This window comes from Amycolatopsis sp. Poz14, from assembly GCF_006704225.1.
Lineage (GTDB): Bacteria > Actinomycetota > Actinomycetes > Mycobacteriales > Pseudonocardiaceae > Amycolatopsis > Amycolatopsis nivea.
On the sequence record NZ_JACLHD010000001.1, the window covers coordinates 3,455,520 to 3,478,631 of the forward strand.

Here is a 23,112-nt window from a genome sequence, read left to right on the forward strand (position 1 = left end):
GCTACCGCGCGGTATGGGTTGACGGCTTTGCTCAGTCCGGGAGTTCGATCGGCGCGAGGTCCGCGAAACGGTCGCCGGGGCCGGGATTCGCCGGATCGCTCGTGCCGCCGAAGTGCCGCTGCACGCCCCATACCGCGTTGAGGGCGGTCTGCACCGCGCCCTCGGCCCAGCCCGCCGTCCACGAGATGTCGTCGCCCGCGAGGAACAAACCGCGATAGCGCTCGGGCAGTGAATCCTGCACGAAATGCGTGAAAAGCCGGTGCTGGTACCGGTAATGCCCGGGCAGGTTCGCCTTGAACGCGCCCATGAAATGCGGTTCGGCCTCCCACGACACGGTCACCAGGTCGCCCACGATGTGCCGCCGCACGTCGACGCCGGGGTAGATCTCGCGCAGCGACTGCAGCATCACCTCGACGCGGTCGGACACGCTGAGCGGCAGCCACTTCAGCGAATCGTCGGCCCACGTGTAGGACAGGCAGATCACCGCGGGCCGGTCCGGGTCGTCGCCGAGAAGGTAGGTGCCGCGCGGCATCCGGTCGGTCAGCGTCATGCTCATCGTGTCGCGGCCGGTGACCGGATCGCGGTCGAGCCAGAACGGCCGGTCGACCGGCACGAACACCTTGGAGGAGGCCATGTAGTGCGTGCGCTCGATGGCCGTCCAGTGGTCGATCGGGAACAGCGCCTCGTCGCATTCGATCTTCGACAGCAGCATCCAGCTCTGCGCGGTGAAGACCGCGGCGCCGAACGTGCGGATGTGGCCGGAGGCATCGGTGACGGTGATGTTGTTCGGCGCGGTGCGGTGCAGCCGCGTGACCCCCGGCCGCGGCGCGCCGTTTTCGTGCAGGGAAGCCAGATTCGTCCCGGACGGCCAGTGCGCGAGCTTCTCCGGGACGTGCTCCCACAGCCGTTTCGGAAGCTGTCCGCTGCCGCCGACGATGCTGCGGTGCTCGTCGTCCGCGCCGGTATAGACGACCCGGAGGATTTCCAGAATCGAGTTCGGGAAGTCGGTGTCCCAGCCGCCGGTGCCGAATCCGACCTGGCCGAAGATCTCGCGATGTTGGAAGGAGGAAAACGCCGGGGAATCGCACAGGAATCCGTAGAAGGTCTGGTTGTCGAGCCGGGGCACCAGCTCGTTCCAGATCTTTTTCACCGTCGCGACGTCGCGATTGCGGATCGCGGTCTGCATCTCGGCGAACGAGGCGTGTTCATCGAGCGTGCGCTGCCACGCGCGCGCCACTTCGCCGTACACGTCGGGCAGATCTTCGGGCGTGCGCGCGTAATGGCTGCGGCCCTTGAGATCGACCACCGTGCTCGGCGTGGCGGGCGAAAGCGGGTTCGGGAAGGGCGTGGTTTCCAGCCCGGCCTTGGCGATGTAGTGGAACAGCGACGTCGACGACGGCGGGAACCGCATCGCGCCCATCTCGGCGACCACGTCGTCGGGCAGCCCGGGGAAGCGGTGCGTGCGCAGCCGCCCGCCGATGCCGTCGATCTCGTAGACGACCGGCCGCAGCCCGAGCTTCATCAGCTCGTAGGCGGCCACGATGCCGGAGAGGCCGCCGCCGATCACCGCGACCTCGGTGCCGTGCGCCTGCTCCGGCACGCTGCCGAGCCCGGCCGGATGCGCGAGGTAGTCGTCGTAGGCGAACGGGAAATCGGGGCCGAACATGGTGATCGGCCGGCCGGCGGGTTCCTCGGCGTGGATCGCGGCGGGAACTGCGGAGGTCATGCCCGGGGTCCTTCGGTGAGAGAGCGGTACAGCGACGGCCGTCGGTCGGCCAGGTACGGGGTTTCGGCTCGCGCCTGGGCGAGCACAGCGGGGTCGATTACGGCGAACAACAGCTCTTCGTCCGGCCCGGCCTTCGCGACGACTTCATCCGGCGACGCGACCGTCGAGCCTCCGCAGTAGGTGAGTTCGCCTTCGGTGTCGCAGCGGTTCGCGTACACGAGGAACAGCTGGCTTTCGTGCGCACGAACCGGAATGAGCAGGTCGGCGATGCGCTCGTACGGCCGCATCAACGCGGTGGGTACGAGCAGCAGCTCCGTGCCCGCGAGCGCGTGCGCGCGGACGAGTTCGGGGAACTCGACGTCGTAACAGATGAGCAGACCTGCGCGCAGACCGTTGAAATCGGCCTGCACCACCGGCTCGTCGCCGGGCGAGAACTGGTCGCGGTCGAGGTCGCCGAACAGATGAGTCTTGCGGTAGTTCGCGAGCCGTTCCCCTTGCGCGGACAGCAATTGCGCCGAGTTGTACACCGCGTCGCCGGCGCGCTCGGGATAGCCGTAGACCACGGCGAGCTGGTGTTTGGCAGCCAACGCGCCCAACTCGGCGGCTCGCGGTCCATCCGCTGGTTCGGCCAGCTCCCCGACGGCTTTCGCGCCGATGTTGTAACCGGTCGTGCCCATCTCGGCAGTCACGATCAACTCGGCTCCGCGCTCCGCCGCGGCGGCCATCGCCTCGGGCAGCCGGTCGAACGGTCCCTGGTGGACGGCGATGATCATCGGACGCCTTCCGCGAGCCGCGAGCGACGGATGCTGTAGCCGAAGTAGATGACGAGCCCGACCAGCATCCACGCGCCGAACACGACCCAGGTCGCCCCGTCGAGGCTGAACATCATGTACGCGCAGCAGGCCATCCCGATGATCGGCGTGACCGGCGAGAACGGCACCCGGAACGTGCGCTGCGCCTCGGGACGGCGTTTGCGCAGGATCAGCACGGCGACGTTGACCAGCCCGAACGCGAACAGGGTCCCGATGCTGGTCGCGTCGGCGAGCTTGCCGAGCGGGATGAACGCGGCGAGCAGCGCGACGAACCCGGACACCACGAAGGTGTTGGTGCGCGGCACACCGGTTTTCTCGTGCACGGTGGACAGCGACTTCGGCACGAGCCCGTCGCGCGACATGGCGAAGAGGATCCGCGTCTGTCCGTACAGGACGGTCAGCACGACGCTGGAGGTCGCCACGATCGCGCCGATCGCGAGCAGGATCGCCCAGAGCGGGTTGCCCGAGATCGTGGCGAGCACGTGCGACAGCGCGGCCTGCTTGTCGCCGAACTGCTGCCAGGGCATCGCACCGATCGCCGCGACCGCGACGAGGCAGTAGAGAACGGTCACGATGCCGAGCGACAGGAGAATCGCGCGCGGCAGGTCGCGCTGCGGATTGCGCGCCTCCTCGCCGGCCGTGGAGGCGGCGTCGAACCCGATGTAGGAGAAGAACAACTTCGCTCCGCCCGCGCTCACCCCGGCCATCCCGAGCGGCACGAACGGCGTGAAGTTCTGCGCCCGGATCGCGGTGAACGCGATGGCGCAGAACAGGATCAGCGTGCCGATCTTGACCACGACCATGATCGCGTTGGCCCGCGCGCTTTCCTTCGCGCCGGCCAGCAACAGCACCATCGCCAGCAGCACCACGACGATCGCCGGAATGTTGACCAGCCCGCCGTCGCCCGGAGGCCCGCTGAGCGCTTCCGGCAACGTGACGCCGAAGGCCAGGTGCAGCAGTTCGTTGACGTACTGCCCCCACCCGACCGCGACTGACGCGACGGAGACGCCGTACTCCAGCACCAAACACCAGCCGCACACCCAGGCGACCAGCTCGCCGAGCGTCGCGTATGCGTAGGAGTAAGAGGAGCCGGAGAGCGGGATCATGCCCGCCAGCTCGGCGTAGGAAAGCGCGGAGAACAACGCGGTGATCCCGGCCAGCACGAACGAAACCACAACCGCGGGCCCGGCCACCGGAACCGCCTCGCCGAGCACGACGAAGATCCCGCTGCCCAGGGTGGCCCCGATGCTGAGCATGGTGAGCTGACTGAGCCCGAGCGTCCGCTTGAGCGGCCCGTGATCCGCCTCGGCCACCAAATCGGTGACCGGCTTGCGGCGCAGCATGGCCGTGCCGAGCCTCCCGCGCGCAGAAGTGGGACTGGTGCTCACCGGGCGGCTCCTAGCGATTGATTGTGACGCCACTGTCGACTTCGAGCCACGGTATCGATCGAAAATTGCCCCGAGAACCGAGATGTGTTGTGGATTGCTGGTGGTGACAGGTGATTCATTGCGCTCTCGAGGTCGGTTTCTGCGGGGGTTGCTGCCGGGGGTGGGTGGGGTTGCGGGCCGTCGATGACTGTAAGTGATCGGGGTGCGGGGGCTGGGGTGGCGGGTTTGTTTGCGCAGTTCAGGGCTGGGTTATCCGGAGTTGCTCGGGATGAGGCTGAGGAGGATGCGGGGCCGGGCGGTTGCTCGAGGCCCTGCTAGGGCGGCCGTGGGCGGCGGGCCGGGGTGGGCATCGCTGGGGTGGCTGTGAGCGGCGGGCCGGGGGTCGGCATCGCTGGGATGCGGGCAGGGCCGTCGTCGTGGCTGCGGCCCCTCGCATGGGGCTGGGGAAGTGAATGAAGCTGGGCCGCGGGTGCCGTGGCGCGTGCCCGCGTGCTGCTTAGCGGAGGTGTCCGGAGTGATGGGCGGGGCTGGGTTGCGGTTCCGGCGGATCGGGGCAGCTCCGTGATCGGGGCTGGTCGCGGGGGCGGGCGAGGAATTCTGCGGTCAGTGGCGGCGGGTGAGGCGTGCGGTGTTGCCTGGCGGTGAGCCGGGAGAGCAGCACCCGGTCGTCTGCGGCGTGCGGATCTTGGCGCGGAGGGCAACTGCTCCGGCCGCATGCCGCGGACGCTGCGCGAGAGCAAGCACTGCACCGCCCGGCAAGGGCTGGTCAGGAGGCGGGAGCTTCCGGAAGCAGCAAGGTGAACGTCGGCGGATCGGGGCGCGACAGGCGCAACCGGCCGCCTTCGGCTTCGGCCAGGCTTCTCGCCAGGCGGAGGCCGATGCCGTGCCCGCCGGGGGTGTGGTCGGAGAACGGGTCTCGTTCGCCCAGGTCCGGGCCTTCGTCGACGACGTCCACGGCCAGGGCGCCGCCGGCGTCTCGGGCTCGGACGGTGATGGTTCCTTCGCCGTGGTTCACCGCGTTGTCCAGCAGGACGGCCAGCACCTGCCGCACCGCGGGGGCCGACGCGCGGACTGGGGGCGGGTCGGTGATCTCCAGGCGCAGTTCGCGGTGGTCGGGCAGCGGGACGTCGGTCAATTCCGTCAGGAGGGCGGAAAGGTCCAGCTCGTCGCGAGGGGTGCGGCGTTCCCGGGACAGCGCGAGCAGGTCTTCGACGGTCCTTTCCAAGCGGTCGGCGGCGGTGATTCCGGCGCGCACGGCCGCGTACGGGTCTCGGCCGGGGGTTTCCAGCGCGGATTCCAGTTGCAGGCGCAGTCCGGCCAGCGGGGTGCGGAGCTGGTGCGAGGCTTCGGCGGAGAAAGCGCGTTCCCGTTCCAGGGTTTCGCCGATGCGGGTCGCGGTGACGTCCAGGGCGGCGCCGACGCGGTCGATCTCCGGGATCGCCGAACGCCGGGACCGGGCGGAGAAGTCGCCTTCGCCTAGCCGGGCCGCCGTGCAGGCCAGGTCTTCCAGCGGACGGGTCAGCCGGGCGGCGATCCGGCGGGCCACCAGCCAGCTCGCGAGCACCGCGCCGATCGCGCAGCCGGCCATCACCAGCCAGGTGATGCCGACGTCGCGGGTCAGCGCCGAGCGGGGGAGCGCCGCGCGCACGATGCCGGTGAGCCGGGCGCCGGTCAGCACCGGGACGGCCAGCACGTCCTCGTCGCCGACCTTCTGGTTCAGCATGTCGCTGCGGGTCACGGCGACCCCGCGCACGACGTCGTCCGCGGTGGGCGGGCCCTCCCCGGCGAGGAGGTGGCCCTTCGGGTCGTAGACGCCGACCTCCGCGCCGTCCTCGTTGTCCGGGATCTGGAAGCGCTCGCCGGCGGCGAGCGCGTCGGACACGACGACGGCTGTCCCGTCGGCGGCCCGCTCCAGCGCGGCCGTGGTGTGCGTGCGGAAGTACCACAGCGCACCGACGGCGAGCGGCAGCCCGAACAGGCTCGTGGCCAGGACCGCCGCGAGGACGGTGAGCGTCACGATCCGGCGGCGCACCCCGTTCAGTCCCCCTCTAACCGGTATCCGTGCCCGCGCAGGGTGGCGATCCTCGGCACCTCGTACGGCGACTCGGCGGCCGAGGCGAGCTTGCGGCGCAGCGCGGCGATGTGCACGTCGAGCGTCTTGGTGGAGCCGTGCCAGTGCGAATCCCACACGTCCGACATCAGCGTGTCCCGGCTCACCGCCTGCCCCGGCTGGACGGCCAGCCGAGCGAGCAGGTCGAACTCGCGTGCCCGCAGCACGACCTCGCGGCCGTTCAGGCTGACCCGCCTGCTCGCGATGTCGACCTCCAGCGCGCCGATCCGGACGACCGGCGTCGACGGCGCGGCGGGCGCTCCCCGGCGGAGGTGCGCGCGCACCCTGGCGAGCAGTTCGGCCAGCCGGATGGGCTTGGTGAGGTAGTCGTCGGCGCCAGCTTCGAGCCCGACCACGACGTCCATTTCGTCCGCCCGCGCGGTAAGGATCACCAGCACCGCGCCCGGCAGGGCCGAACGCAGCCGCCGGCACACCTCGACGCCGTCGACGTCCGGGAGGCCCAGGTCCAGCAGCACGAGATCGGCCGCCGTCTCGCGCAGCGCGCTCCGGCCGTCCCGGCACCATTGCACTGTGTGGCCGTGCCCGCGCAGCGCGGAGTCGAGGACGCTGCCGATCGCCGCGTCGTCCTCCACCACCAGTACCTTCGCCATGCGGGAAGCCTAACCGGAGCATCCCGGCCGCGTCCGCACGTCCACAGTGGACCCCCAGCGGGACGCGGCCGAGGTCGGGCATAGTGGCTGCATGCTCGGTCTGTACCCGGAACTCGATCCGTACGACCACGGGATGCTGCCGGTCGGCGACGGCAACACGCTGTATTGGGAGGAATGCGGCAATCCCGAAGGCAAACCGGTCGCGTTCCTGCACGGCGGGCCCGGGGGCGGCGCGTCCGCGCGGCACCGGCGGCTGTTCGACCCGGAGCGCTACCGGATCGTGCTGTTCGACCAGCGCGGCTGCGGCCGGAGCACGCCGCACTGCAGCGAACCGGACGTCGACCTCTCGGTGAACACGACCTGGCACCTGGTGTCCGACATGGAGCAGCTGCGCGAGGACCGCGGCATCGACCGCTGGCAGCTGTTCGGCGGCTCGTGGGGCAGCGTGCTCGCGCTCGCCTACGCCGAGACCCATCCGGAGCGGGTGACCGAGCTGATCCTGCGCGGTGTCGCGACGCTCCGGCTCAAGGAAGTGCAGTGGCTCTTCGGCGGGGGCGCGGCGTGCGTGTTCCCGGAGGCGTGGTCGCGGTTCCTCGCGCCGGTGCCGTACGCGCGCCGCGGCGGCGACCTGCTCGAGGTGTACCACGAACTGCTGAATCACCCGGACCCCAAGGTGCACGGGCCCGCCGCGCTCGCGTGGAGCCGGTGGGAGGGCGAGACGGTGAAGTTCACCCCGCGGGAAGAGGTGGTGGCGGCGTTCGCCGAGCCGGAGTTCGCGCTCGCGATCGCGCGGATCGAGAACCACTACTTCCGCCACGGCGGCTGGCTCGCCCCGGACCAGCTGATCCGCGGGGCCGGGAAGCTGTCGGGCATCCCGTGCGTTCTGGTGCAGGGCAGGTACGACGTGGTCACTCCCGCCACCACCGCCTGGGAACTCGCGCAGGTGCTGCCGGGCGCCGAGCTGAAGATGATCGGCGACGCCGGGCACGCCTTCGACGAACCGGGCACGCTGCACGAGCTGATCAGCGCGACCGACCGGTTCGCGGCAGGGTGGGAGGGCAGGTCCGGGCTGTCGAGCGCGGAAGTCGAACGAAAGGAAATCCGCATGCTGTTCGGTGACGAGCACGTTCGCCGTTACGAGGAGACCGACGGGGAGGTCGGGCACGACTGGCAGGAGGGCGTGCCGACGCTGGTGCTCACCACGAAGGGGCGCAAGACCGGGCAGGACCGCAAGTTCGCCCTGATCTACCAGGAGGACGACGGCAACCCGGTGATCGTCGCGTCGAAGGGCGGCGCGCCGAACCACCCCGGCTGGTACCTGAACCTGCAGGAGAACCCCGAGGTCCGCGTGCAGGTGCGGGCGGACAAGTTCACCGCGCGCGCCCGGACCGCGACCGGCGAGGAACGCGCCCGGCTGTGGGACAAGCTCGCCGCGGTGTGGCCCGCCTACAACGACTACCAGAAGAAGACCGACCGCGAGATCCCCGTGGTGGTGCTCGAGCGGGTGTGATTCCCGCCGCGTCCTGAGGTCGCGCGGCACCGAACCGGAGCGTCTTCCGCTACGAATGACGCTCATGGCGCTGCGCACCCGGACCCGGGACCACTGGACCCCGCTCGAAGGGGAGCTGCTCGGCTTCCGCGGCATGCAGAGGTACGGCAGGCGCTTCGCCCGCTCCGGACGGGGCGCCTGGTACCACTTCGCGATCGAGGTCGTGTGGCAGCTGCTCGCCCTCACGAGCCGCTTCCGCGTGCGCGGCGCGCGGAACATCCCGCAATCGGGCGGGGTCGTGGTGGCTTCCAACCATCTGTCGAACGCCGACCCGACGACGCTCACCGCCTTCTGCCTCGGCTCCGGCCGGGTGCCGCGGTACCTGGCGAAGGCGAGCCTGTGGAACGCCCCGGTGATCAAGTCGGTGATGCGTTCGGGCAAGCACATCCCGGTCCACCGCGGCGCGCCGACCGCCGCGGGCGCGTACCGCGACGCCGTCGCCGCGGTGCGGGCGGGCGAATGCGTCGCGATCTTCCCGGAGGCCGGGCTCTCCGCGCACCCGGACGGCTGGCCGGCGAAGGGCAAGACCGGCGCGGCGCGCATCGCGCTGGAGACCGGCGTGCCGGTGATCCCGGTCGCGAACTGGGGCACGCACGAACTGCTGCCCGCCGGTTCCTGGTTCCCGCGCGTGCTGCCGCGGCGGAAGATCGAATTCGTCGCCGGCGAGCCGGTGGACCTCGCCGACCTGCGCGGGCGGGAGCTGACCAGGGACGTGCTGGAGGAGGCGACCGCGCGGATCATGACCGCGGTGACCGAGCTGCTCGCCGGGATCCGGGGCGTGCGCCCGCCTGTCTGACCGGCGGACTCCGCGGTACCCGCGGGTGCCACTGTGGACGATCCGGTTGCACTGGAAAAGGTTTCGCCGCGGATCAGACGGCGGAGGACGCGCCGCAGCAGCGGGCGGGCCGCCCAGGACGAGCGGCGGCCGGGCGGAAAGCGGGCGCCGTCACGCCGCCCCGAGCGGGCGCGGGAGGTAGTTTCAACGGTATGAGCGCAGACTATGACGTGGTGGTCCTCGGGGCCGGAGTCGGTGGGTACGTCGCGGCGATCCGGGCTTCGCAGCTGGGCCTGAGCGTGGCGGTCGTGGAAGAGAAGTACTGGGGCGGGGTGTGCCTCAACGTCGGCTGCATCCCTTCGAAGGCGCTGCTGCGCAACGCCGAGCTCGCGCACACGGTGAAGGAGGAGGCCAAGACCTACGGCATCTCCTCCGACGGGGAGATCCGGTTCGACTACGCCGCGGCGTACGAGCGCAGCCGCAAGGTCGCGGACGGGCGCGTCAAGGGCGTGCACTTCCTGATGAAGAAGAACAAGATCACCGAGTACAACGGGCGCGGCACCTTCGTGGACGCCAACACCCTCGAGGTCAACGGCGAGCGCATCACCTTCACCTACGGCATCATCGCCACCGGCGCGACGGCCCGGCTGCTGCCGGGCACGCAGCGCAGCGAGCGCGTGGTCACCTACGAAAAGCAGATCCTCGAAAGCGAGCTGCCGGGCAGCATCGTGATCGCCGGGGCAGGCGCGATCGGCGTCGAGTTCGCCTACGTGCTGCGCAACTACGGCGTGGACGTGACGATCGTCGAGTTCCTCGACCGGATGGTGCCGCTCGAGGACGCCGAGGTGTCGGCCGAGCTGGCCAAGCGCTACCGCAAGCTGGGGATCAAGGTGCTGCTGGGCACCAAGGTCGAGTCGATCGACGACTCGGGAGCCAAGGTGGCAGTGACCGTGTCGAAGGACGGCGAGCAGCAGGTGCTCGAGGCCGACAAGGTGTTGCAGGCCATCGGGTTCCGGCCGAACGTGGAGGGCTACGGCCTGGAGAACACCGGCGTCGAGCTGACCGAGCGCGGCGCGATCGCGATCGACGGCCGCGGCCGGACGAACGTGCCGCACCTGTTCGCGATCGGCGACGTGACGGCGAAGCTGATGCTGGCGCACGCGTCGGAGTCGATGGGCATCGTGGCGGCGGAGACGATCGCCGGCGCGGAGACCATGGAACTGGACTTCGTGATGATCCCGCGCGCGACCTACTGCCAGCCGCAGATCGCGAGCTTCGGCTGGACCGAGGAGCAGGCGCGCGAGAAGGGCTTCGACGTGCAGGTGTCGAAGTTCCCGTTCACGGCCAACGGCAAGGCGCACGGCCTCGGCGACGCGGCGGGCTTCGTGAAGGTGCTGAGCGACGCGAAGTACGGCGAACTGCTCGGCGCGCACCTCATCGGCCCGGACGTCACGGAGCTGCTGCCGGAGCTGACGCTGGCGCAGCAGTGGGACCTTACGGTGCACGAGGTTTCGCGCAACGTGCACGCGCACCCGACACTGGGCGAGGCGGTGAAGGAAGCGGTGCACGGACTGGCTGGTCATATGATCAACTTCTGATTCCTCGACGGTCGCCCTGGCCCGCGGTGGTTTCGCGGTCCGGGGCGCTGTCGTTTCCGGACAGGGAGAACACCAGTTCCGGCCGGGACCACGAGATCTTCGGCGGTTTCGGCGGGACGGTCCCGATCTGCCGGGCGCCCATGCGTTCGTAGAACTTCACCGCGGGCGGATGCGACACCACGCGCACCTCGGTCAGCCCGTTTTCCGCTGCCAGCTCGAGGACTCGCTGCACGAGCCGGGCACCGAGCCCGGTTCCCTGCGCTTCGTCGGCGACGAACAGCAGGTCCAGTTCCGCGTCGGCGAGCGCGGCGAAACCCACTCGCCCGGACGGGCCCCGGGCGACCAGAACCTGGTGCTGGCGCAGGTAATCCGGCGTGACGGCGTATCCCTCCAGGATCGAGGCGTACTGGCCTTGGTAGGCCGACGAGGCGTGCATGAGGTCGGTGAGCGCGGCGGCGTCGGCAGCGGCCGCGCGGTCGATCTTGAACATGGCAGCCACGGTAACCTGCACCACCGACAAAAACTGATCATCGGCTCCGGCGGGCGGGCAACGCGGCGGCGCTGAGCAGACAGAGCACGGCGCCGATCCCCAGCGAGAAGCGCACGCCGACCACTCCGGCGGCGATCCCGCCGAGGGTGATGAAAATGGGTTTGGCGGTGCGGGTTCCGGTGGACCAGGCGGTGAGTGTCCGCGTCAGGACGGTGTCGTCGATCAGCGACAGCCGGTACGCCGAATAGGTCGGGTTGAAGATGCCCGCCACCAGCAACAGCCCGAAGTCCGCGGCGATCAGCAGAACGACTCCGGCCGGTCCGGGAAAGGCGAACGGAGCGGCGAGCAGCCACGGAGTACGCGCGAAACTGGTCCAGAGCAACACTTTCCGCGCGCCGTACCGGGAGCTGAGCGTCGGCGCGAGCCGCGCGCCGAGTAGCCCGCCAAGGCAGGGAACGCCGAGCACCAGCCCGTATTCCCAAGGCGCGAAGCCGAGATCCCGCAACATCAGCACGGTTTGCAGCGGCGTGACCCAAAGAACCGCGCCGCTGAACAACACGGAGTTGAAGAACAGCGGCCGCAGTTCAGGGCTGCGCAGCAGGAAACGCCATCCGTCGGTGAATCCGCGGCGAGCGGGCCCGGAAGCAACCGCAGGCGGTGGTTCCGGCGTACGCAGACGACGGATTCCGAGTGCGGACAGCAGAAACGAGAACGCGTCGATGAGCATCGTCGCGGTCGCGCCCAATCCACTGATCAAGACGCCGCCCAAGGGTGGGCCGGCCGACCAGCAGACCCAGTCGGTGCTTTCGAAGCGGCTCAAGGCGACAGCCCGTTCGTCCGGCGCGACAAGGGCTTTGAGGTGTGCGCCGCTGGCTGCGGAAAAGATGACGGCCGCGGTGGCGACGACGATGTCGACCGCATAGAGCTGCGGCATGGTCAGCACGTGCAGCGCAGCCGCCAGCGGCACGCTCGCCAGCGCGGCACAGCGGATCAGGTCTCCGGTGATCATCGCGGGACGCTTCCGGGCGAATTCGACGCGAGGCCCGAGCGGGAAAGCGAGGACCGCGCTGGCGGCGGCCGAGATGGCGGTGATCAGGGAAACCTGCCACGCGGGAGCGTCGAGCACGAGCACCGCGACGAGTCCGAGGGCACCCGCGCCGACCGTGCTGCCTGCCGTGCTGATCGCGTACGCAGCCCACAGCCGCGCGAAATCCCTCCCCAGGTTCGCCACGAGAGCAGAGTGCCAGCTCCGCTTCGGGCCGGGAAGCGCCCGTTGACGTCTCACCAGGTGGGCCATCCGGGCAGATACCACTTTGGTCGGTGGTATTGGCCGCGGTCGCTATTTAGATTCACGTGACCACAGTGGGTGGCCGGGGGCGAGGACAGGAGTTGTCATGAGAAGAACGAGCCGGGTAGCCGCGTATTCGGTGCCCCTCGCGGTCGGGGTGGTGCTCGCCGGGAGCGGGGTCGCCGTCGCGCAGCCGTCGGCGGCGGACGCGGCGAACGCGCGCGCTGGGACGGGGATCAGCGCGTTGCAGGGGATCAAGAAGACCCTCACCCCGGCCGAGCGGAAGCAGTCCAGCCAGCTGGTCGTGGAGAAGCGCCTGCGCGCGGACCGCGGTCTCGCCGCGCTGCTGCCGGATTACCGCACCGGTCTGCCGGTCACCCAGGCCGGCACGGTTTCGGTCGACATCGCCGGTACTGCCGGAGCCGCGATCGCGAAGGCCGTGCGTGCCGCGGGCGGCACCGTGCAGTCCACCTCGTCCAATGGCTCGGTTCGCGCCCAGTTGCCGCTCAACGCGGTGGACCGGATCGCGGCGCGCGGCGACGTCCGCCAGGTCCAGCCCGCGACGCAGGCGATGACCTGGAACGAGCCCGACGCGCAGCGCCGGCAGTTGGCCAAGAAGGCCGTCGCCGCCGTGCAGGTGTCCGAAGGGGACAAGACCCACGGCGCCGACACCGCGCGCACGCAATATGGCGTGAACGGCACCGGCGTGAAGGTCTGCGTGCTTTCCGACGGCGTCAACTCGCTGAAGAAGTCGCAGGACGCGGGCGAACTTCCCGCCGTCGACGTGCTGCCCGGCCAAGCCGGCAGCGGCGACGAGGGCACCGCGATGCTGGAGATCGTCCACGACCTCGCCCCGGGCGCGACGCTCGGTTTCGCGACCGCGTTCACCAGCGAGTCGAGCTTCGCGGACAACATCCGCGCGCTGCGCAGCACCGGCAAGTGCACGGTGATCGTCGACGACGTCGCGTACTTCGACGAGTCGCCGTTCCAGGACACGCAGGTCGCGCAGGCGGTCAACGACGTGACCGCGGCCGGCGCGCTCTACTTCTCCTCCGCGGGCAACTCCGGCAACCTCACCGACGGCACCAGCGGTTACTACGAGGGCGACTTCCGTTCGTCCAGCACCGCGCTGCCGGGCGTCACCGGCACCCCGCACGACTTCGACCCGGGCAGCGGCGTGCAGACGACCGACCCGCTCTCGCCGGGTTCGCTCGGCAGGCCGGTGACGCTGTTCTGGTCGGACCCGTGGGGCCATTCGGCCAATGACTACGACCTGTTCCTGCTCAACGCTTCCGGCGGCGTCGTCGCCTCCAGCGCCAACTCGCAGGACGGTTCGCAGAACCCGTACGAGAGCCTGACCGTGCCGACGTCCGGCTCCGGCTACCGCGTCGCGGTGGTCAAGTACAGCGGCGCGGACCGGTTCTTCGCGCTGAACGTGATCCGCGGCCGGTTCGTCGACTCCGGTTCGCTCAAGGGCTTCAGCACCGCGGGCGTGACCTCGGGCCACTCGGCGGCGGCAGCGGCGTTCTCGGTGGCCGCGGCCCCGGCGGCGACCGCGTTCGGCCGTCCGCTGGAGACCGGCGACCCGGCGAACCCGGCCGGCCCGTACCCCGGCCTGTTCACCTCGGCCAGCAAGTGGGAGCGCTTCACCTCCGACGGCCAGCGGCACCTCTTCTACAACGCCGACGGCACCGAGCTGACCCCGGGCAACGTGTCCTCGACCGGCGGCGCGACCCGGGCGAAGCCGGACATCACCGCGGCCGACGGCGTGGCCACCTCGGTCGCCGGCTTCCAGCCGTTCTACGGGACCTCGGCGGCCGCCCCGCACGCGGCGGCGATCGCGGCGCTGCTGCTGTCCGGCAAGCCGGCCGCGACCCCGGCGGACGTCCGCACCGCGCTGGTGTCGAGCGCGATCGACCTCGGCGCACCGGGATTCGACGCGGTGACCGGCAACGGCGTGATCATGGCGGGTCCGGCGCTGGCCGCGCTGGGCGTGCCGAAGAAGTAGCGGTTGCGGAAAGGGCGGGCTCCTCGACCGGGGAGCCCGCCCTTTTCAGCGTCCGGCGACCAGCAGGTGGAACGCCCTCGGCCCGTCGCCGAGCCGGTCGTGGCGGCGCAGTTCCAGCCCCGCGTCCGCGAGCGCCTTCTCGATCTCTTCCGGCGGCCGCAGCCGGAAACCGTGGCTGGTGAAGGGCATTTCGCGCATCATCGCGGGATCTCCGATGCCGACGACGAACCGGCCGCCGTTCGCGAGCACCCGCGCGACCTCGGCGAACGCGGGCACCAGGTCGGGGATGAAGTAGACGGTGTTGACGGTCAGCGCCGCGTCGATCGTCCCGTCGCCAAGCGGAAGCTCGGCCATTCCGGCCTGGTGCAGCACCAGCCGTCCGGCGGCGAGGTTCTTCGGGAACGTCCGCCGCGCCCGGGCCAGCGCTGTTTCGGAGATCTCCGCGCCGTGCACGGTGCCGCCTTCGGTCGCGCGCAGCAGGAGGTCCAGGCCGAGACCGCCGCCGAAACCCAGGTCCAGCGCGGTTTCGCCGCGGCGGATCTCCAGCGCTTCGACCGCTCCGGTGACCGGCCCGCGGTTGACGTTGTTGAGCAGCCGGACGACAGCCTGTCCGGCCCGGCCCCGCGGATGGCCCAGCTGTTTGGCGAACCCGGCGAGCAGCGTGTCACGTGGTCCCATGAACCCAGTGTGCCGCGATATGGCAACGTGCGGGCGAACGGACTTTGAGGAGGCCGACATGTCGGAGAAGACCGCCGTGGTCACCGGGGCCGGTTCCGGACTGGGCCGCCGGATCGCCGGTGCGCTGCTCGACGCGGGTTACCGGGTCGCGCTCGCCGGACGTCGCGAGGAGGCCCTGCGCGAGACGGCCGGTTCCGCCGCGAACGCGCTGGTCGTGCCCGCGGACGTCGCCGACCCGGCTTCGGTGGAGGCGCTTTTCTCGGCCGTGCGCAGCGAATGGGGCCGGTTGGATCTGCTGGTGAACAACGCCGGGGTGTCGCTCGGCGGCACCGTCGCGGATCTGTCCGTCGAGGACTGGCGGCGCACCGTCGACACGAACCTCACCGGCATGTTCCTGTGCGCGCAGCAGGCCGTGCGGCTGATGCGCGACCAAGACCCCCAGGGCGGCCGGATCATCAACAACGGCTCGATCTCCGCGCACGCGCCCCGTCCGGCGAGCGTCGCCTACACGGCCACCAAACACGCCGTCACCGGTCTCACCCGGTCGATTTCGCTCGACGGCCGCGCCTGGAACGTCGCGTGCGGACAGATCGACATCGGCAACGCGGCCACCGAGATGACCGAGCGGATGGCCGCGGGCATCCCGCAGGCCGACGGGCGGCTGCTCGCAGAGCCGACCTTCGACGCGGGCCACGTCGCCGACGCGGTGCTCTACATGGCGGGATTGCCGCTGGACGCCAACGTCCAGTTCCTCACCATCACCGCCACCACGATGCCGTTCATCGGCCGGGGATGACCTGGTCGCGGCGCAACTCGTCGAACAGCCGGTAGAACATCTGCTCAGTGTCCACATAGGAGTGGAAACCGGCGCGGCGTGACTTCGACGTGTCCGCGAACATGTCGTAGCCCCACGAGAACACGAAGTCGCCGAAGGCCCACGAAGAGACGTCGGCGTACGAAGCAGTGAGGCCGTGCTTCGCCGCCATCTCGGTCCACAGCGGTTCCTTATCGGCCATCACGGTCGTCAGCGGCAGCTGCAACGGCGAAGCGACTTCGAGGTCGAAGTACGCGGCCAGCTTCGGCCACAGCTCTCGCCAGCGAAAGAGGTCACCGTTGGCGATGTTGAACGCTTCGTTCTGACTGGACGTCGCCGCCCACACTGTGCCCTCGGCGAGCAACTGTGCGTCCGTCATCTCCAGCAGGCTGTCGTACGCGCCGGGCTTGCCGGGAAAGCGCAGCGGCAGGCCGAGTTCCTTCGAGATCGACGCGTAGACCGCGATCACGAGCGCGAGGTTCATCGGGTTGCCGAGCGTCGTCCCGCCGACCACGGACGGCCGGATCGCCGACCACGACCAGCCTCCTGCCGCGGCTCGGCGTTCGAGGAACTTCTGCTGGTCCACGTTGAATTCCGGCGGCATGTGCTGTCCGGCGTCGGCCTCGCGGGCGGGAGTCTTGAACGGGCCGAGGTGCGCGCCGTAGACCTTGTAGCCCTGCATCAGGCTGACGTGCTCCAGCGGACCTTCGTCGAGGCCGTTCACCAGGTTCTCCAGCATCGCGACGTTCGGCGGCACGAGTTCCGCCCACGTCGGCCGGTCCTGGTAGGCCGCGTAGAACAGGTGCGTCGCGCCGACGCCGGCCAGCGCCGCCCGGGTGCCCGCCGGGTCGAGCAGGTCGACGGCGAGGCTGCCCGGTCCGCCGCGCCGGGAGAGCCCGAGCACCTCCCAGCCGTCGAGAGTCCGCAGGTGGGAGATGAGTTTCCGGCCGATGATCCCGTTGGCCCCGGCCACGAGGGCCACGCGTGTGCTGCTCATGTCTCCGATCCTGACCTCGCTCGCGCGATGAGTCCAAGGCTTACTTCTCACCGCTTCGATAAACTATGCTTATGACAAGCCTTAGGCAGCTCGAGTACCTGGTCACGGTGGTCGACACCGGTTCGTTCACCCAGGCCGCCGAGCAGCTGCACGTGACGCAGCCCGCGCTGTCGCATCAGATGCGGGCGCTGGAGCACAGCGTCGGCGGGCCGTTGCTGGAACGGTTGCCGCGTTCGGTCCGGCTCACGCCGATGGGGCGCGCGATGCTGCCGCACGCCCGCGCCGCGCTCGCCGACGCCGAACGTGCCCGGTGCGCCGCGCGACAGGCTTCCGGCCAGGTAGCCGGAGAACTGCTGGTCGCCACGGTCTACTCGGTGAGCCTCGGGGTGCTGCCGCCGGCGCTGCGGGTGTGGCGGCGCGAACGGCCGGACGTCGACGTGCGGCTTTTCGAGTACCGCCATGCCGATGAACTGCGCGACGCGATGCTGGCCGGAGAAGCGGATCTCGCGATCGGTCCGCGTCCGGCCGGGTGGACGGGCCCGGTGCGGACGCTGGGCACCGAGGAGTTCGTCGTCGTGCTCCCGGCCGACGGCGCCACGGAGTCCACTTCGGACGGTACGGTCGACCTGGCTGACCTTGCCGACTGCGCGTGGGTGCACTACGCGCCCGGCCACGGCTTAGCCGAACTTCTCGACGCCGCTTGCGCAGAAGCAGGATTCCGGCCGCGACCCGCGGTGCGCACGGAACAGACCGCCGCCGCACCGTTGCTCGCGGCGGCCGGATTGGGGCCCGCGCTGGTTCCGGCGAACGTGCTCCCCGCCGAGTTCAGCGGCCGGGTTTTGCGCCCGGGCAAACCGATCCGGCGAGAGCTGGTCGCTTACGGTCGCAGCGAGCCGGATCCGTTGACGGCGGCGTTCGGCGAAGTGCTGGCGCAACACGCGCGGGTTTAGTCGCGCAGCCGGGTCAGGTCGATTCCGGCGAACGGCGTCGTCACCGCGTCGTGGACCCGGGCGGACCAGACGGCGTGGCCATGCGCGGTCCACAGTGGAATCGCCGGAAGATCGCGCAGCGCCTGGTTCTCGGCGACCCGGAACAGCTGCGCGGCTTCTTCCGGTGACGCGGTGGTTTCGGCGGAATTGAGATCGGCGGCGAATCCGGCATCGGTGTAACCGGCGGCGTCCGCGAGCGTGTGGAGGAGGTCGGCCGGGCTCGGCGAGACCGCCTTGACCTCCAGCGCGGACGGACCGGTCGGCTTGCCTCCGGTGGCTTTACGCTGTGCGGTAACCGAAATTCCCAGACTCTTCGACAGGCCCGCGGCCAACGCCTGCGGCCAGGTGCCGTCGAAGCTGTCGTAGTACACGGCCGCGTCGCCGGTGAATCCGGCTTGGTCCAGCAGGGATTTGGCGGCCGGACCGTCGAAAGTGCACGGACGGCAGTTCCCAGACCGTTCGCCGGGCGCGACCGCCGGCGGCAGCAGTCCCTTGGCCGCGTCCGCCTGGTGCGCGAGCGGACCGGATTCCAGTGCGGCGCGGTCGGTGCCGAGCGCGAAGGCGTGCCGCACCGCGGGATCGGCGAATCGCGTTGCCTCGGCGGAAAACACCAGGTAGCCGGCGCGGGGGAGCGCCCACATCGCGTGCCGGTCGGCGAAATCGGCGTGCATCGCCTCGTGCCGGTCGCCCGGGACAGACGTGGCGACGTCGAGTTTGCCCTCCTTGACCTCGTCGTACTGCTCCGCCGGATTGCCGACGCGCAGCTCGATTTCCTTCGCCCGGCCCGGATCCGCGGCGACCCGGACGAGCTTGCCGCCGGAGCCGGACTGCCAGTCGCCCTCCAGTCGCAGGGGGCCGTTGCCGATCGGATGGCGGGCGAACCCGTTCCAGTCGCGCGATTTCAGCACCGACGCGGGCAGCGGCACGAGCCCGGGCGCGGACAACCAAGCGGGCACCTGATTCGACGGCCGGTCGAGCACGATCCGCAACTGCTTCTCGTCGACTGCGGTGATCTCCTTGGCCCGCAAGGACTTCGTGAGCACCGGTGTACTTGCCCAGTGGTGACCCGCGATCGCCTTCCAGGTGTCCACATAGGACTGCGCGGTGACCGGCGTGCCGTCGTGGAATTTCCCGGGCCGCAACCGGACGGTCCAGGTCACCCGGTCGGTGCTGGTGATCGACTCGGCCGCGCGCGGGGTGACTTTTCCGCTGGCCGGATCGTAATCGGCGAGCGGAGTCCACAACGCGCCGGTGACGAGCCGCCCGGACGGATCGGTGACGTCGGCGGGCAGCAGCGTGCCGGGTTCGCCGAGGCCGACCGACAGGACGCCGGGCCGGGCGGGTTCGGCCGACGACGAACAGCCGGAGAGACCGGCCGCGACGACGGCGGCGAGCGTGAGCGGGACCAGCAGACGCGATCGCATGCTGTCTTATTACCAGGTGGAAAGCAACGAAAGGCGGTTGTGTCCGGTTAGGGACCGTCTTAAAGTACTTCAGTCACACTGGGGTCTCTTGGAGGTTTCGCGTGCGCCGTTGGTGGATTCGCTCCGGACTGGCGATCGCGACCGCGGCGGCGACGCTCGTCGCCACCGGATTGCCCGCCGCGGCGTGCGAGGACGACAAGCCGGTCACCGAAGCGAAGCACAGCCTCGGCGATCCGGGCGCGGTCAAGGGCGTGCGGCCGGTCGGCAACGTGCCCGACGCGCAAGGGGCCATTTCGGCGAACTTCCTCAGCTACGGCAAACGCGACGTGATGGTCGTGTCCGGCCAGTTCGGCCTGAAGGTGTACGACCTCACGGACAATCCGGCGAAGCCCCGCGCGATCGGCGAGCTGAGCCTGCCCGGGCTGTGGGAAACCGAGGACACCGAGGTCGACGCGAAACGCAAGCTCGTGTTCCTGTCCCGGGACCCGCGCGCGTTCAAGGGCAACACGCACACCGGCGAGTCCGGCATCTACGTGGTCGACGTGGCGCGTCCGGAGAAACCGGAGATCCTCAGCTACGTCAAGGTCCCGGCGGGCCACACCACCAGCTGCGTCGACGACTGCCGCTATCTCTGGACCGGCGGCCCGGCGAAGGCCGACGACCAGCCCGCGGACTGGGGCGGCAGGCCGATCTGGGTCACCGACGTGCGCAACCCGCGCGCCCCGAAGGTGCACCCGGACCCGATCGAACTCGCCCGCAACGACGGCAAAACCGACTACGTGCACGACGTGCAGGTCGACAAGATGGGCGTCGCGTGGGTGTCCGGCGCGGGCGGCGTGCGCGGCTACTGGACGTCCGGCCTCCATCGCGACCCGGTGCAGAACCGCTACCGCCTGGCGAGCGCGCTCAAGCCGGTGCCGTACGCGGGCGGCGGAGTGTCGGAAACCGCGGCGCCGTCGAAGTTCCTGCACAACAGCTTCCACCCGGTCGGCTCCCGCGACGACGGCGCCTGGCGCGGGCACGACCTCGTGTACGCCACCGAGGAAAGCTTCCTCCCCGGCTGCGCGGGCGACGGCGTCCTGACCATTTCCTCGCTGGACGGCTCGTACCAGGGCGAAGGCTGGCGGTCGACGCCGGAGAAGCCGTTCCGGATGCGCAGCATCGGCACCTGGAGCGTCGCCGGGCAGGAAGGCAGCGACCCGGTGTCCGACGACTGCTCGGCGCACTACTTCGACCTGCGCGGGCACGTGCTGGTGCAGTCGTTTTACGCGCAGGGCACGCGATTCCTCGACGTGAGCGACCCGTCGAACCCGACGCAGATCGCGTACTTCCGCCCGGCGGACGCGGCTTCGTGGGCGCCGTACTGGCACGACGGGTACGTGTACGTGGCGGACAACAAGCGGGGGATCGACATCCTGAAGCTCGCCGTTTAGCGGCGGGTCAGCCGCGCACCGCGGTCCAACCGGGCCTCGATGAGCGGCAGCAGGGGCTCCTGGAACCGCCTCGGTCGTGGGTCTACGGCAAGTTGGGGGTCTCGCGGGACATGCTCGGCGCCTTGGCCCGGGACGTACCGCTCGGCCGCATCGGTGTTCATGCCCACGCTTGACCGCTCAGCGGCCCGCCAGTTCGCGGAGGAACTTGCTGCGGAGGTCGATTTCGAAGTCGAGATACCTGCGCTCGCGGACGGTCGGGACTAGGCGGATCACGCTCACTGATTCTGCCGTCCGGAACCCGCCCCACCAACCGGATATCGGACAGCCAGCCCGTCCAGCAGCGCCTGCAGTCCGATCTCGAACAGGTGGTCCAGATCGAGGTCGTACCCCTCGGCAAGGTCCGCCACCATCCGCGCCAGCACCGGATACCGCCCGGACCCGGTCAGCGCCGCGTATCCCCGCGCCTGCGTCTCCATCCACTGGTCCTCGGTGATCCCGGTCGCCCCCATCGCGTGCCGCTCGCGTTCCAGATGGATCGCCGTGCCCTGGATGTGGTTGTAGAACAACACATTCAGATCGCACAGGTCAGCCGCGTTCAGGCCGAAGACCGACAACGCGGCCAGCGCGCGTTCGTTGTGCGCCGCCAGGTTCGGCAGCGGCCAGGGCCGGGTGAGCGGGACGAGATGCGCCAGCCACGGATGCCGCCGGTGCACGGACCACAGCGTGCGCGCCGACAGCTCCAACTGCGCCCGCCACCCCTCCGGTTCCCGTGCCGGGTAACCGGTTTCGCCGTAGACCGTGTCCGCCATCAGGAAGACCAGTTCGTCCTTTCCGGACAGATACCGGTACGGCGCCATCGCCGGAACACCCAGCCGCGCGGCGAGTCCGCGCATCGACAGAGCCGCGACACCTTCCGCGTCGGCGATGGCGATTGCCGCGCGCACCAACCGATCCCGGGTCAACACTGGTCGCTTCGCCTCAGTCTCAGCCTGCTGACCGGCGACGACATAACCCGACCGCGGTTCAGCACGGAGCACGCCCTCGCGGCGCAACACGTCGAGCGCCTTGGCGGCGGTGGCGTTCGCGACGCCGTGCGTCGAAGCCAGCTGACGCGTCGAAGGCACCTTCGCGCCCGGCGGCAGCTGCGAGATCTCGTCCCGCAGCGTGGCGGCGATGCGGAGGTACGGCGGCTCGGTCGGCATCGGGGTCCTGTCTGTACTAGGTCAGCGGGTCATCTGTACTAGGTCAGTTTTGGCGGCGGAAGGCAGGTCACGGCAGGTTCATCAGGGTAATGATGCACCGTACCGAGGGGTGAGGACATGCCTGAAGCACTGGTTTGCGGCGCGGGAGTCGCTGGTTGCGCGTCGGCCTACTGGCTGCGCCGCAGCGGCTACGACGTGACGGTCGTGGAGCGCGCCGAGGGGTTGCGCAGCGGAGGTCAGGCGATCGACATCCGCGGGGTCGCGCTGGAGGTCATCGAGCGGATGGGCATCGGCGAGCAGGTCCGCGCCAAGCGCACGCGGATGCGCGGGATGTCCATGCTGGACGCGTCCGGCAACGAGGTGTTCCGTTCCGAGGAACGCACGTTCAGCAGCGGCCGGCTCGACAGCGCGGACATCGAGATCCTCCGCGACGACCTGGTCGAGCTGCTGCACGACGCCGCCGATGTCGAGTTCCGCTTCGGCGACGAGATCACCGCGCTCGACGCCGAGTCCGGCCGGGTCGAGTTCGCCAAGGCGCAGCCGCGCACGTTCGACCTGATCGTGGGCGCGGACGGCGCGCATTCGGCGGTTCGGCGGCTCGCGTTCGGCCCGGAGGACCAGTTCCGCCGCTACCTCGGCCAGTACCTGGCTGTTTTCCCGGCGGCCAACACCGTCGGCCTCGAGGACTGGCAGGTCTGGTTCCAGGGCGAGGGCGTCGGCGGCGCGGTCTACCCGGTGCCGGGCAACGAGGAGATCCGGGTGACGCTCGGCTTCGCCGAACCGGAGTACCGCGAGATCCGGGACGTCGCGGAGCAGAAGAAGCTCATCGCGGACCGGCTGTGCGAGGTCGGCGGTCCGGTGCCCGAGCTGGTCAAAGCCATGGAAGACTCCGAGACCTTCTTCTTCGACGCCATGCTCCAGATCCATCTCGACCGCTGGACGACCGGCCGGGTCGCGCTGGTGGGCGACGCCGGGTACTGCGCGTCCGTGCTGTCCGGGCAGGGCACGAGCCTCGCCTTGGTCGGCGCGTACGTCCTGGCGGACTCCGCCGCCGACTACGAGACCCGGATGCGCCCGTTCGTCGAGCTGAACCAGGCGCTGGCCACGGAAAACGCGGCCGGGCCCGCGTCGGAGGAATCGGTCGAGCGGGCGAAGAACGCGATCAGCCTGGACCGCTGACCCGCCAGCTGGCGGGAGATTCCCGCCGCCCGGCTGGCCCG

General features: G+C 70.1%; 19 protein-coding genes. 8 read left to right on the forward strand and 11 right to left on the reverse strand.

What is annotated here, in order from left to right; translation table 11 throughout:
* Window positions 1-31: 31 nt before the first annotated feature.
* The 5 genes from FKO37_RS16665 to FKO37_RS16685 form a co-directional block, all read right to left on the reverse strand.
* The gene (locus FKO37_RS16665) at window positions 32-1,726 is read right to left on the reverse strand and encodes an NAD(P)/FAD-dependent oxidoreductase (protein ID WP_238604946.1); all 1,695 of its coding nucleotides are present in this window, start codon (window positions 1,724-1,726) and stop codon (window positions 32-34) included.
* Window positions 1,723-2,499, reverse strand: a complete 777-nt coding sequence (locus FKO37_RS16670) for a carbon-nitrogen hydrolase family protein (protein ID WP_037820598.1) — start codon at window positions 2,497-2,499, stop codon at window positions 1,723-1,725. The genes FKO37_RS16665 and FKO37_RS16670 overlap by 4 nt, the downstream gene beginning before the upstream one ends.
* Window positions 2,496-3,881 carry an amino acid permease gene (locus FKO37_RS16675; RefSeq protein ID WP_037820601.1) on the reverse strand — a complete coding sequence of 462 codons (1,386 nt, stop codon included), beginning with the start codon at window positions 3,879-3,881 and terminating at the stop codon, window positions 2,496-2,498. The genes FKO37_RS16670 and FKO37_RS16675 overlap by 4 nt, the downstream gene beginning before the upstream one ends.
* Window positions 3,882-4,692: 811 nt before the next feature.
* Window positions 4,693-5,958: a HAMP domain-containing sensor histidine kinase gene (locus FKO37_RS16680; protein ID WP_037820602.1), complete on the reverse strand. Its 1,266-nt coding sequence runs from the start codon at window positions 5,956-5,958 to the stop codon at window positions 4,693-4,695.
* 5 nt (window positions 5,959-5,963) lie between these two features.
* Window positions 5,964-6,647: a response regulator transcription factor gene (locus FKO37_RS16685; RefSeq protein ID WP_037820604.1), complete on the reverse strand. Its 684-nt coding sequence runs from the start codon at window positions 6,645-6,647 to the stop codon at window positions 5,964-5,966.
* A gap of 91 nt (window positions 6,648-6,738) precedes the next feature.
* On the opposite strand from FKO37_RS16685, the gene pip reads away from it, so the two are divergent.
* From pip to lpdA, 3 genes are all read left to right on the forward strand, one after another.
* Window positions 6,739-8,157 (forward strand): prolyl aminopeptidase, encoded by a 1,419-nt coding sequence (gene pip / locus FKO37_RS16690; RefSeq protein WP_037820606.1) that lies wholly within the window; start codon window positions 6,739-6,741, stop codon window positions 8,155-8,157.
* 55 nt (window positions 8,158-8,212) lie between these two features.
* Window positions 8,213-8,992 carry a lysophospholipid acyltransferase family protein gene (locus FKO37_RS16695; protein ID WP_078870824.1) on the forward strand — a complete coding sequence of 260 codons (780 nt, stop codon included), beginning with the start codon at window positions 8,213-8,215 and terminating at the stop codon, window positions 8,990-8,992.
* Between the two features lie 191 nt (window positions 8,993-9,183).
* Complete coding sequence (gene lpdA / locus FKO37_RS16700; protein WP_037820608.1) at window positions 9,184-10,569, forward strand: dihydrolipoyl dehydrogenase; 1,386 nt, start codon at window positions 9,184-9,186, stop codon at window positions 10,567-10,569.
* Here lpdA and FKO37_RS16705 read toward each other — a convergent pair.
* Together FKO37_RS16705 and FKO37_RS16710 are read right to left on the reverse strand one after the other, a co-directional pair.
* On the reverse strand, window positions 10,559-11,059 hold the full coding sequence (locus FKO37_RS16705; protein ID WP_308196532.1) for a GNAT family N-acetyltransferase: 501 nt from the start codon (window positions 11,057-11,059) through the stop codon (window positions 10,559-10,561). The two genes, lpdA and FKO37_RS16705, sit on opposite strands and share 11 nt — an antisense overlap.
* A gap of 37 nt (window positions 11,060-11,096) precedes the next feature.
* The gene (locus FKO37_RS16710; protein WP_238604947.1) at window positions 11,097-12,290 is read right to left on the reverse strand and encodes an MFS transporter; all 1,194 of its coding nucleotides are present in this window, start codon (window positions 12,288-12,290) and stop codon (window positions 11,097-11,099) included.
* A gap of 163 nt (window positions 12,291-12,453) precedes the next feature.
* On the opposite strand from FKO37_RS16710, the gene FKO37_RS16715 reads away from it, so the two are divergent.
* Window positions 12,454-14,355 (forward strand): S8 family serine peptidase, encoded by a 1,902-nt coding sequence (locus FKO37_RS16715; protein WP_238604948.1) that lies wholly within the window; start codon window positions 12,454-12,456, stop codon window positions 14,353-14,355.
* Between the two features lie 45 nt (window positions 14,356-14,400).
* Here FKO37_RS16715 and FKO37_RS16720 read toward each other — a convergent pair whose 3' ends face one another.
* A complete protein-coding gene (locus tag FKO37_RS16720) occupies window positions 14,401-15,033 on the reverse strand; it encodes a class I SAM-dependent methyltransferase (protein ID WP_134730547.1) in 633 nt (210 codons plus the stop codon).
* A 58-nt stretch (window positions 15,034-15,091) separates the two neighbouring features.
* On the opposite strand from FKO37_RS16720, the gene FKO37_RS16725 reads away from it, so the two are divergent.
* The gene (locus FKO37_RS16725; protein WP_037820615.1) at window positions 15,092-15,829 is read left to right on the forward strand and encodes an SDR family oxidoreductase; all 738 of its coding nucleotides are present in this window, start codon (window positions 15,092-15,094) and stop codon (window positions 15,827-15,829) included.
* Here FKO37_RS16725 and FKO37_RS16730 read toward each other — a convergent pair.
* On the reverse strand, window positions 15,813-16,844 hold the full coding sequence (locus FKO37_RS16730) for an SDR family oxidoreductase (protein ID WP_238604949.1): 1,032 nt from the start codon (window positions 16,842-16,844) through the stop codon (window positions 15,813-15,815). The two genes, FKO37_RS16725 and FKO37_RS16730, sit on opposite strands and share 17 nt — an antisense overlap.
* Window positions 16,845-16,915: 71 nt before the next feature.
* Here FKO37_RS16730 and FKO37_RS16735 point away from each other — a divergent pair, with 71 nt between their 5' ends.
* Window positions 16,916-17,794 (forward strand): LysR family transcriptional regulator, encoded by an 879-nt coding sequence (locus FKO37_RS16735; protein WP_238604950.1) that lies wholly within the window; start codon window positions 16,916-16,918, stop codon window positions 17,792-17,794.
* Here FKO37_RS16735 and FKO37_RS16740 read toward each other — a convergent pair.
* A complete protein-coding gene (locus FKO37_RS16740) occupies window positions 17,791-19,257 on the reverse strand; it encodes an ABC transporter substrate-binding protein (protein ID WP_238604951.1) in 1,467 nt (488 codons plus the stop codon). The genes FKO37_RS16735 and FKO37_RS16740 overlap by 4 nt on opposite strands.
* A gap of 101 nt (window positions 19,258-19,358) precedes the next feature.
* Here FKO37_RS16740 and FKO37_RS16745 point away from each other — a divergent pair, with 101 nt between their 5' ends.
* Window positions 19,359-20,690, forward strand: a complete 1,332-nt coding sequence (locus FKO37_RS16745) for an LVIVD repeat-containing protein (RefSeq protein WP_238604952.1) — start codon at window positions 19,359-19,361, stop codon at window positions 20,688-20,690.
* A 275-nt stretch (window positions 20,691-20,965) separates the two neighbouring features.
* Here the strand turns inward: FKO37_RS16745 and FKO37_RS16750 are convergent, their stop codons facing one another.
* A complete protein-coding gene (locus FKO37_RS16750) occupies window positions 20,966-21,892 on the reverse strand; it encodes a TetR/AcrR family transcriptional regulator C-terminal domain-containing protein (RefSeq protein ID WP_238604953.1) in 927 nt (308 codons plus the stop codon).
* Between the two features lie 117 nt (window positions 21,893-22,009).
* Here FKO37_RS16750 and FKO37_RS16755 point away from each other — a divergent pair, with 117 nt between their 5' ends.
* A complete protein-coding gene (locus FKO37_RS16755) occupies window positions 22,010-23,071 on the forward strand; it encodes an FAD-dependent oxidoreductase (protein WP_238604954.1) in 1,062 nt (353 codons plus the stop codon).
* The last annotated feature ends 41 nt before the right edge of the window (window positions 23,072-23,112 follow it).

Excerpts from the sequence above, each read along its gene's own strand:
- FKO37_RS16665 (WP_238604946.1), bottom strand. The coding sequence starts at position 1,726 with ATGACCTCCGCAGTTCCCGCCGCGATCCACGCCGAGGAACCCGCCGGC.
- FKO37_RS16670 (WP_037820598.1), bottom strand. The coding sequence starts at position 2,499 with ATGATCATCGCCGTCCACCAGGGACCGTTCGACCGGCTGCCCGAGGCG.
- FKO37_RS16675 (WP_037820601.1), bottom strand. The coding sequence starts at position 3,881 with ATGCTGCGCCGCAAGCCGGTCACCGATTTGGTGGCCGAGGCGGATCAC.
- FKO37_RS16685 (WP_037820604.1), bottom strand. The coding sequence starts at position 6,647 with ATGGCGAAGGTACTGGTGGTGGAGGACGACGCGGCGATCGGCAGCGTC.
- pip (WP_037820606.1), top strand. The coding sequence starts at position 6,739 with ATGCTCGGTCTGTACCCGGAACTCGATCCGTACGACCACGGGATGCTG.
- FKO37_RS16695 (WP_078870824.1), top strand. The coding sequence starts at position 8,213 with ATGACGCTCATGGCGCTGCGCACCCGGACCCGGGACCACTGGACCCCG.
- lpdA (WP_037820608.1), top strand. The coding sequence starts at position 9,184 with ATGAGCGCAGACTATGACGTGGTGGTCCTCGGGGCCGGAGTCGGTGGG.
- FKO37_RS16705 (WP_308196532.1), bottom strand. The coding sequence starts at position 11,059 with ATGTTCAAGATCGACCGCGCGGCCGCTGCCGACGCCGCCGCGCTCACC.
- FKO37_RS16715 (WP_238604948.1), top strand. The coding sequence starts at position 12,454 with ATGAGAAGAACGAGCCGGGTAGCCGCGTATTCGGTGCCCCTCGCGGTC.
- FKO37_RS16720 (WP_134730547.1), bottom strand. The coding sequence starts at position 15,033 with ATGGGACCACGTGACACGCTGCTCGCCGGGTTCGCCAAACAGCTGGGC.
- FKO37_RS16725 (WP_037820615.1), top strand. The coding sequence starts at position 15,092 with ATGTCGGAGAAGACCGCCGTGGTCACCGGGGCCGGTTCCGGACTGGGC.
- FKO37_RS16730 (WP_238604949.1), bottom strand. The coding sequence starts at position 16,844 with ATGAGCAGCACACGCGTGGCCCTCGTGGCCGGGGCCAACGGGATCATC.
- FKO37_RS16735 (WP_238604950.1), top strand. The coding sequence starts at position 16,916 with ATGACAAGCCTTAGGCAGCTCGAGTACCTGGTCACGGTGGTCGACACC.
- FKO37_RS16740 (WP_238604951.1), bottom strand. The coding sequence starts at position 19,257 with ATGCGATCGCGTCTGCTGGTCCCGCTCACGCTCGCCGCCGTCGTCGCG.
- FKO37_RS16750 (WP_238604953.1), bottom strand. The coding sequence starts at position 21,892 with ATGCCGACCGAGCCGCCGTACCTCCGCATCGCCGCCACGCTGCGGGAC.
- FKO37_RS16755 (WP_238604954.1), top strand. The coding sequence starts at position 22,010 with ATGCCTGAAGCACTGGTTTGCGGCGCGGGAGTCGCTGGTTGCGCGTCG.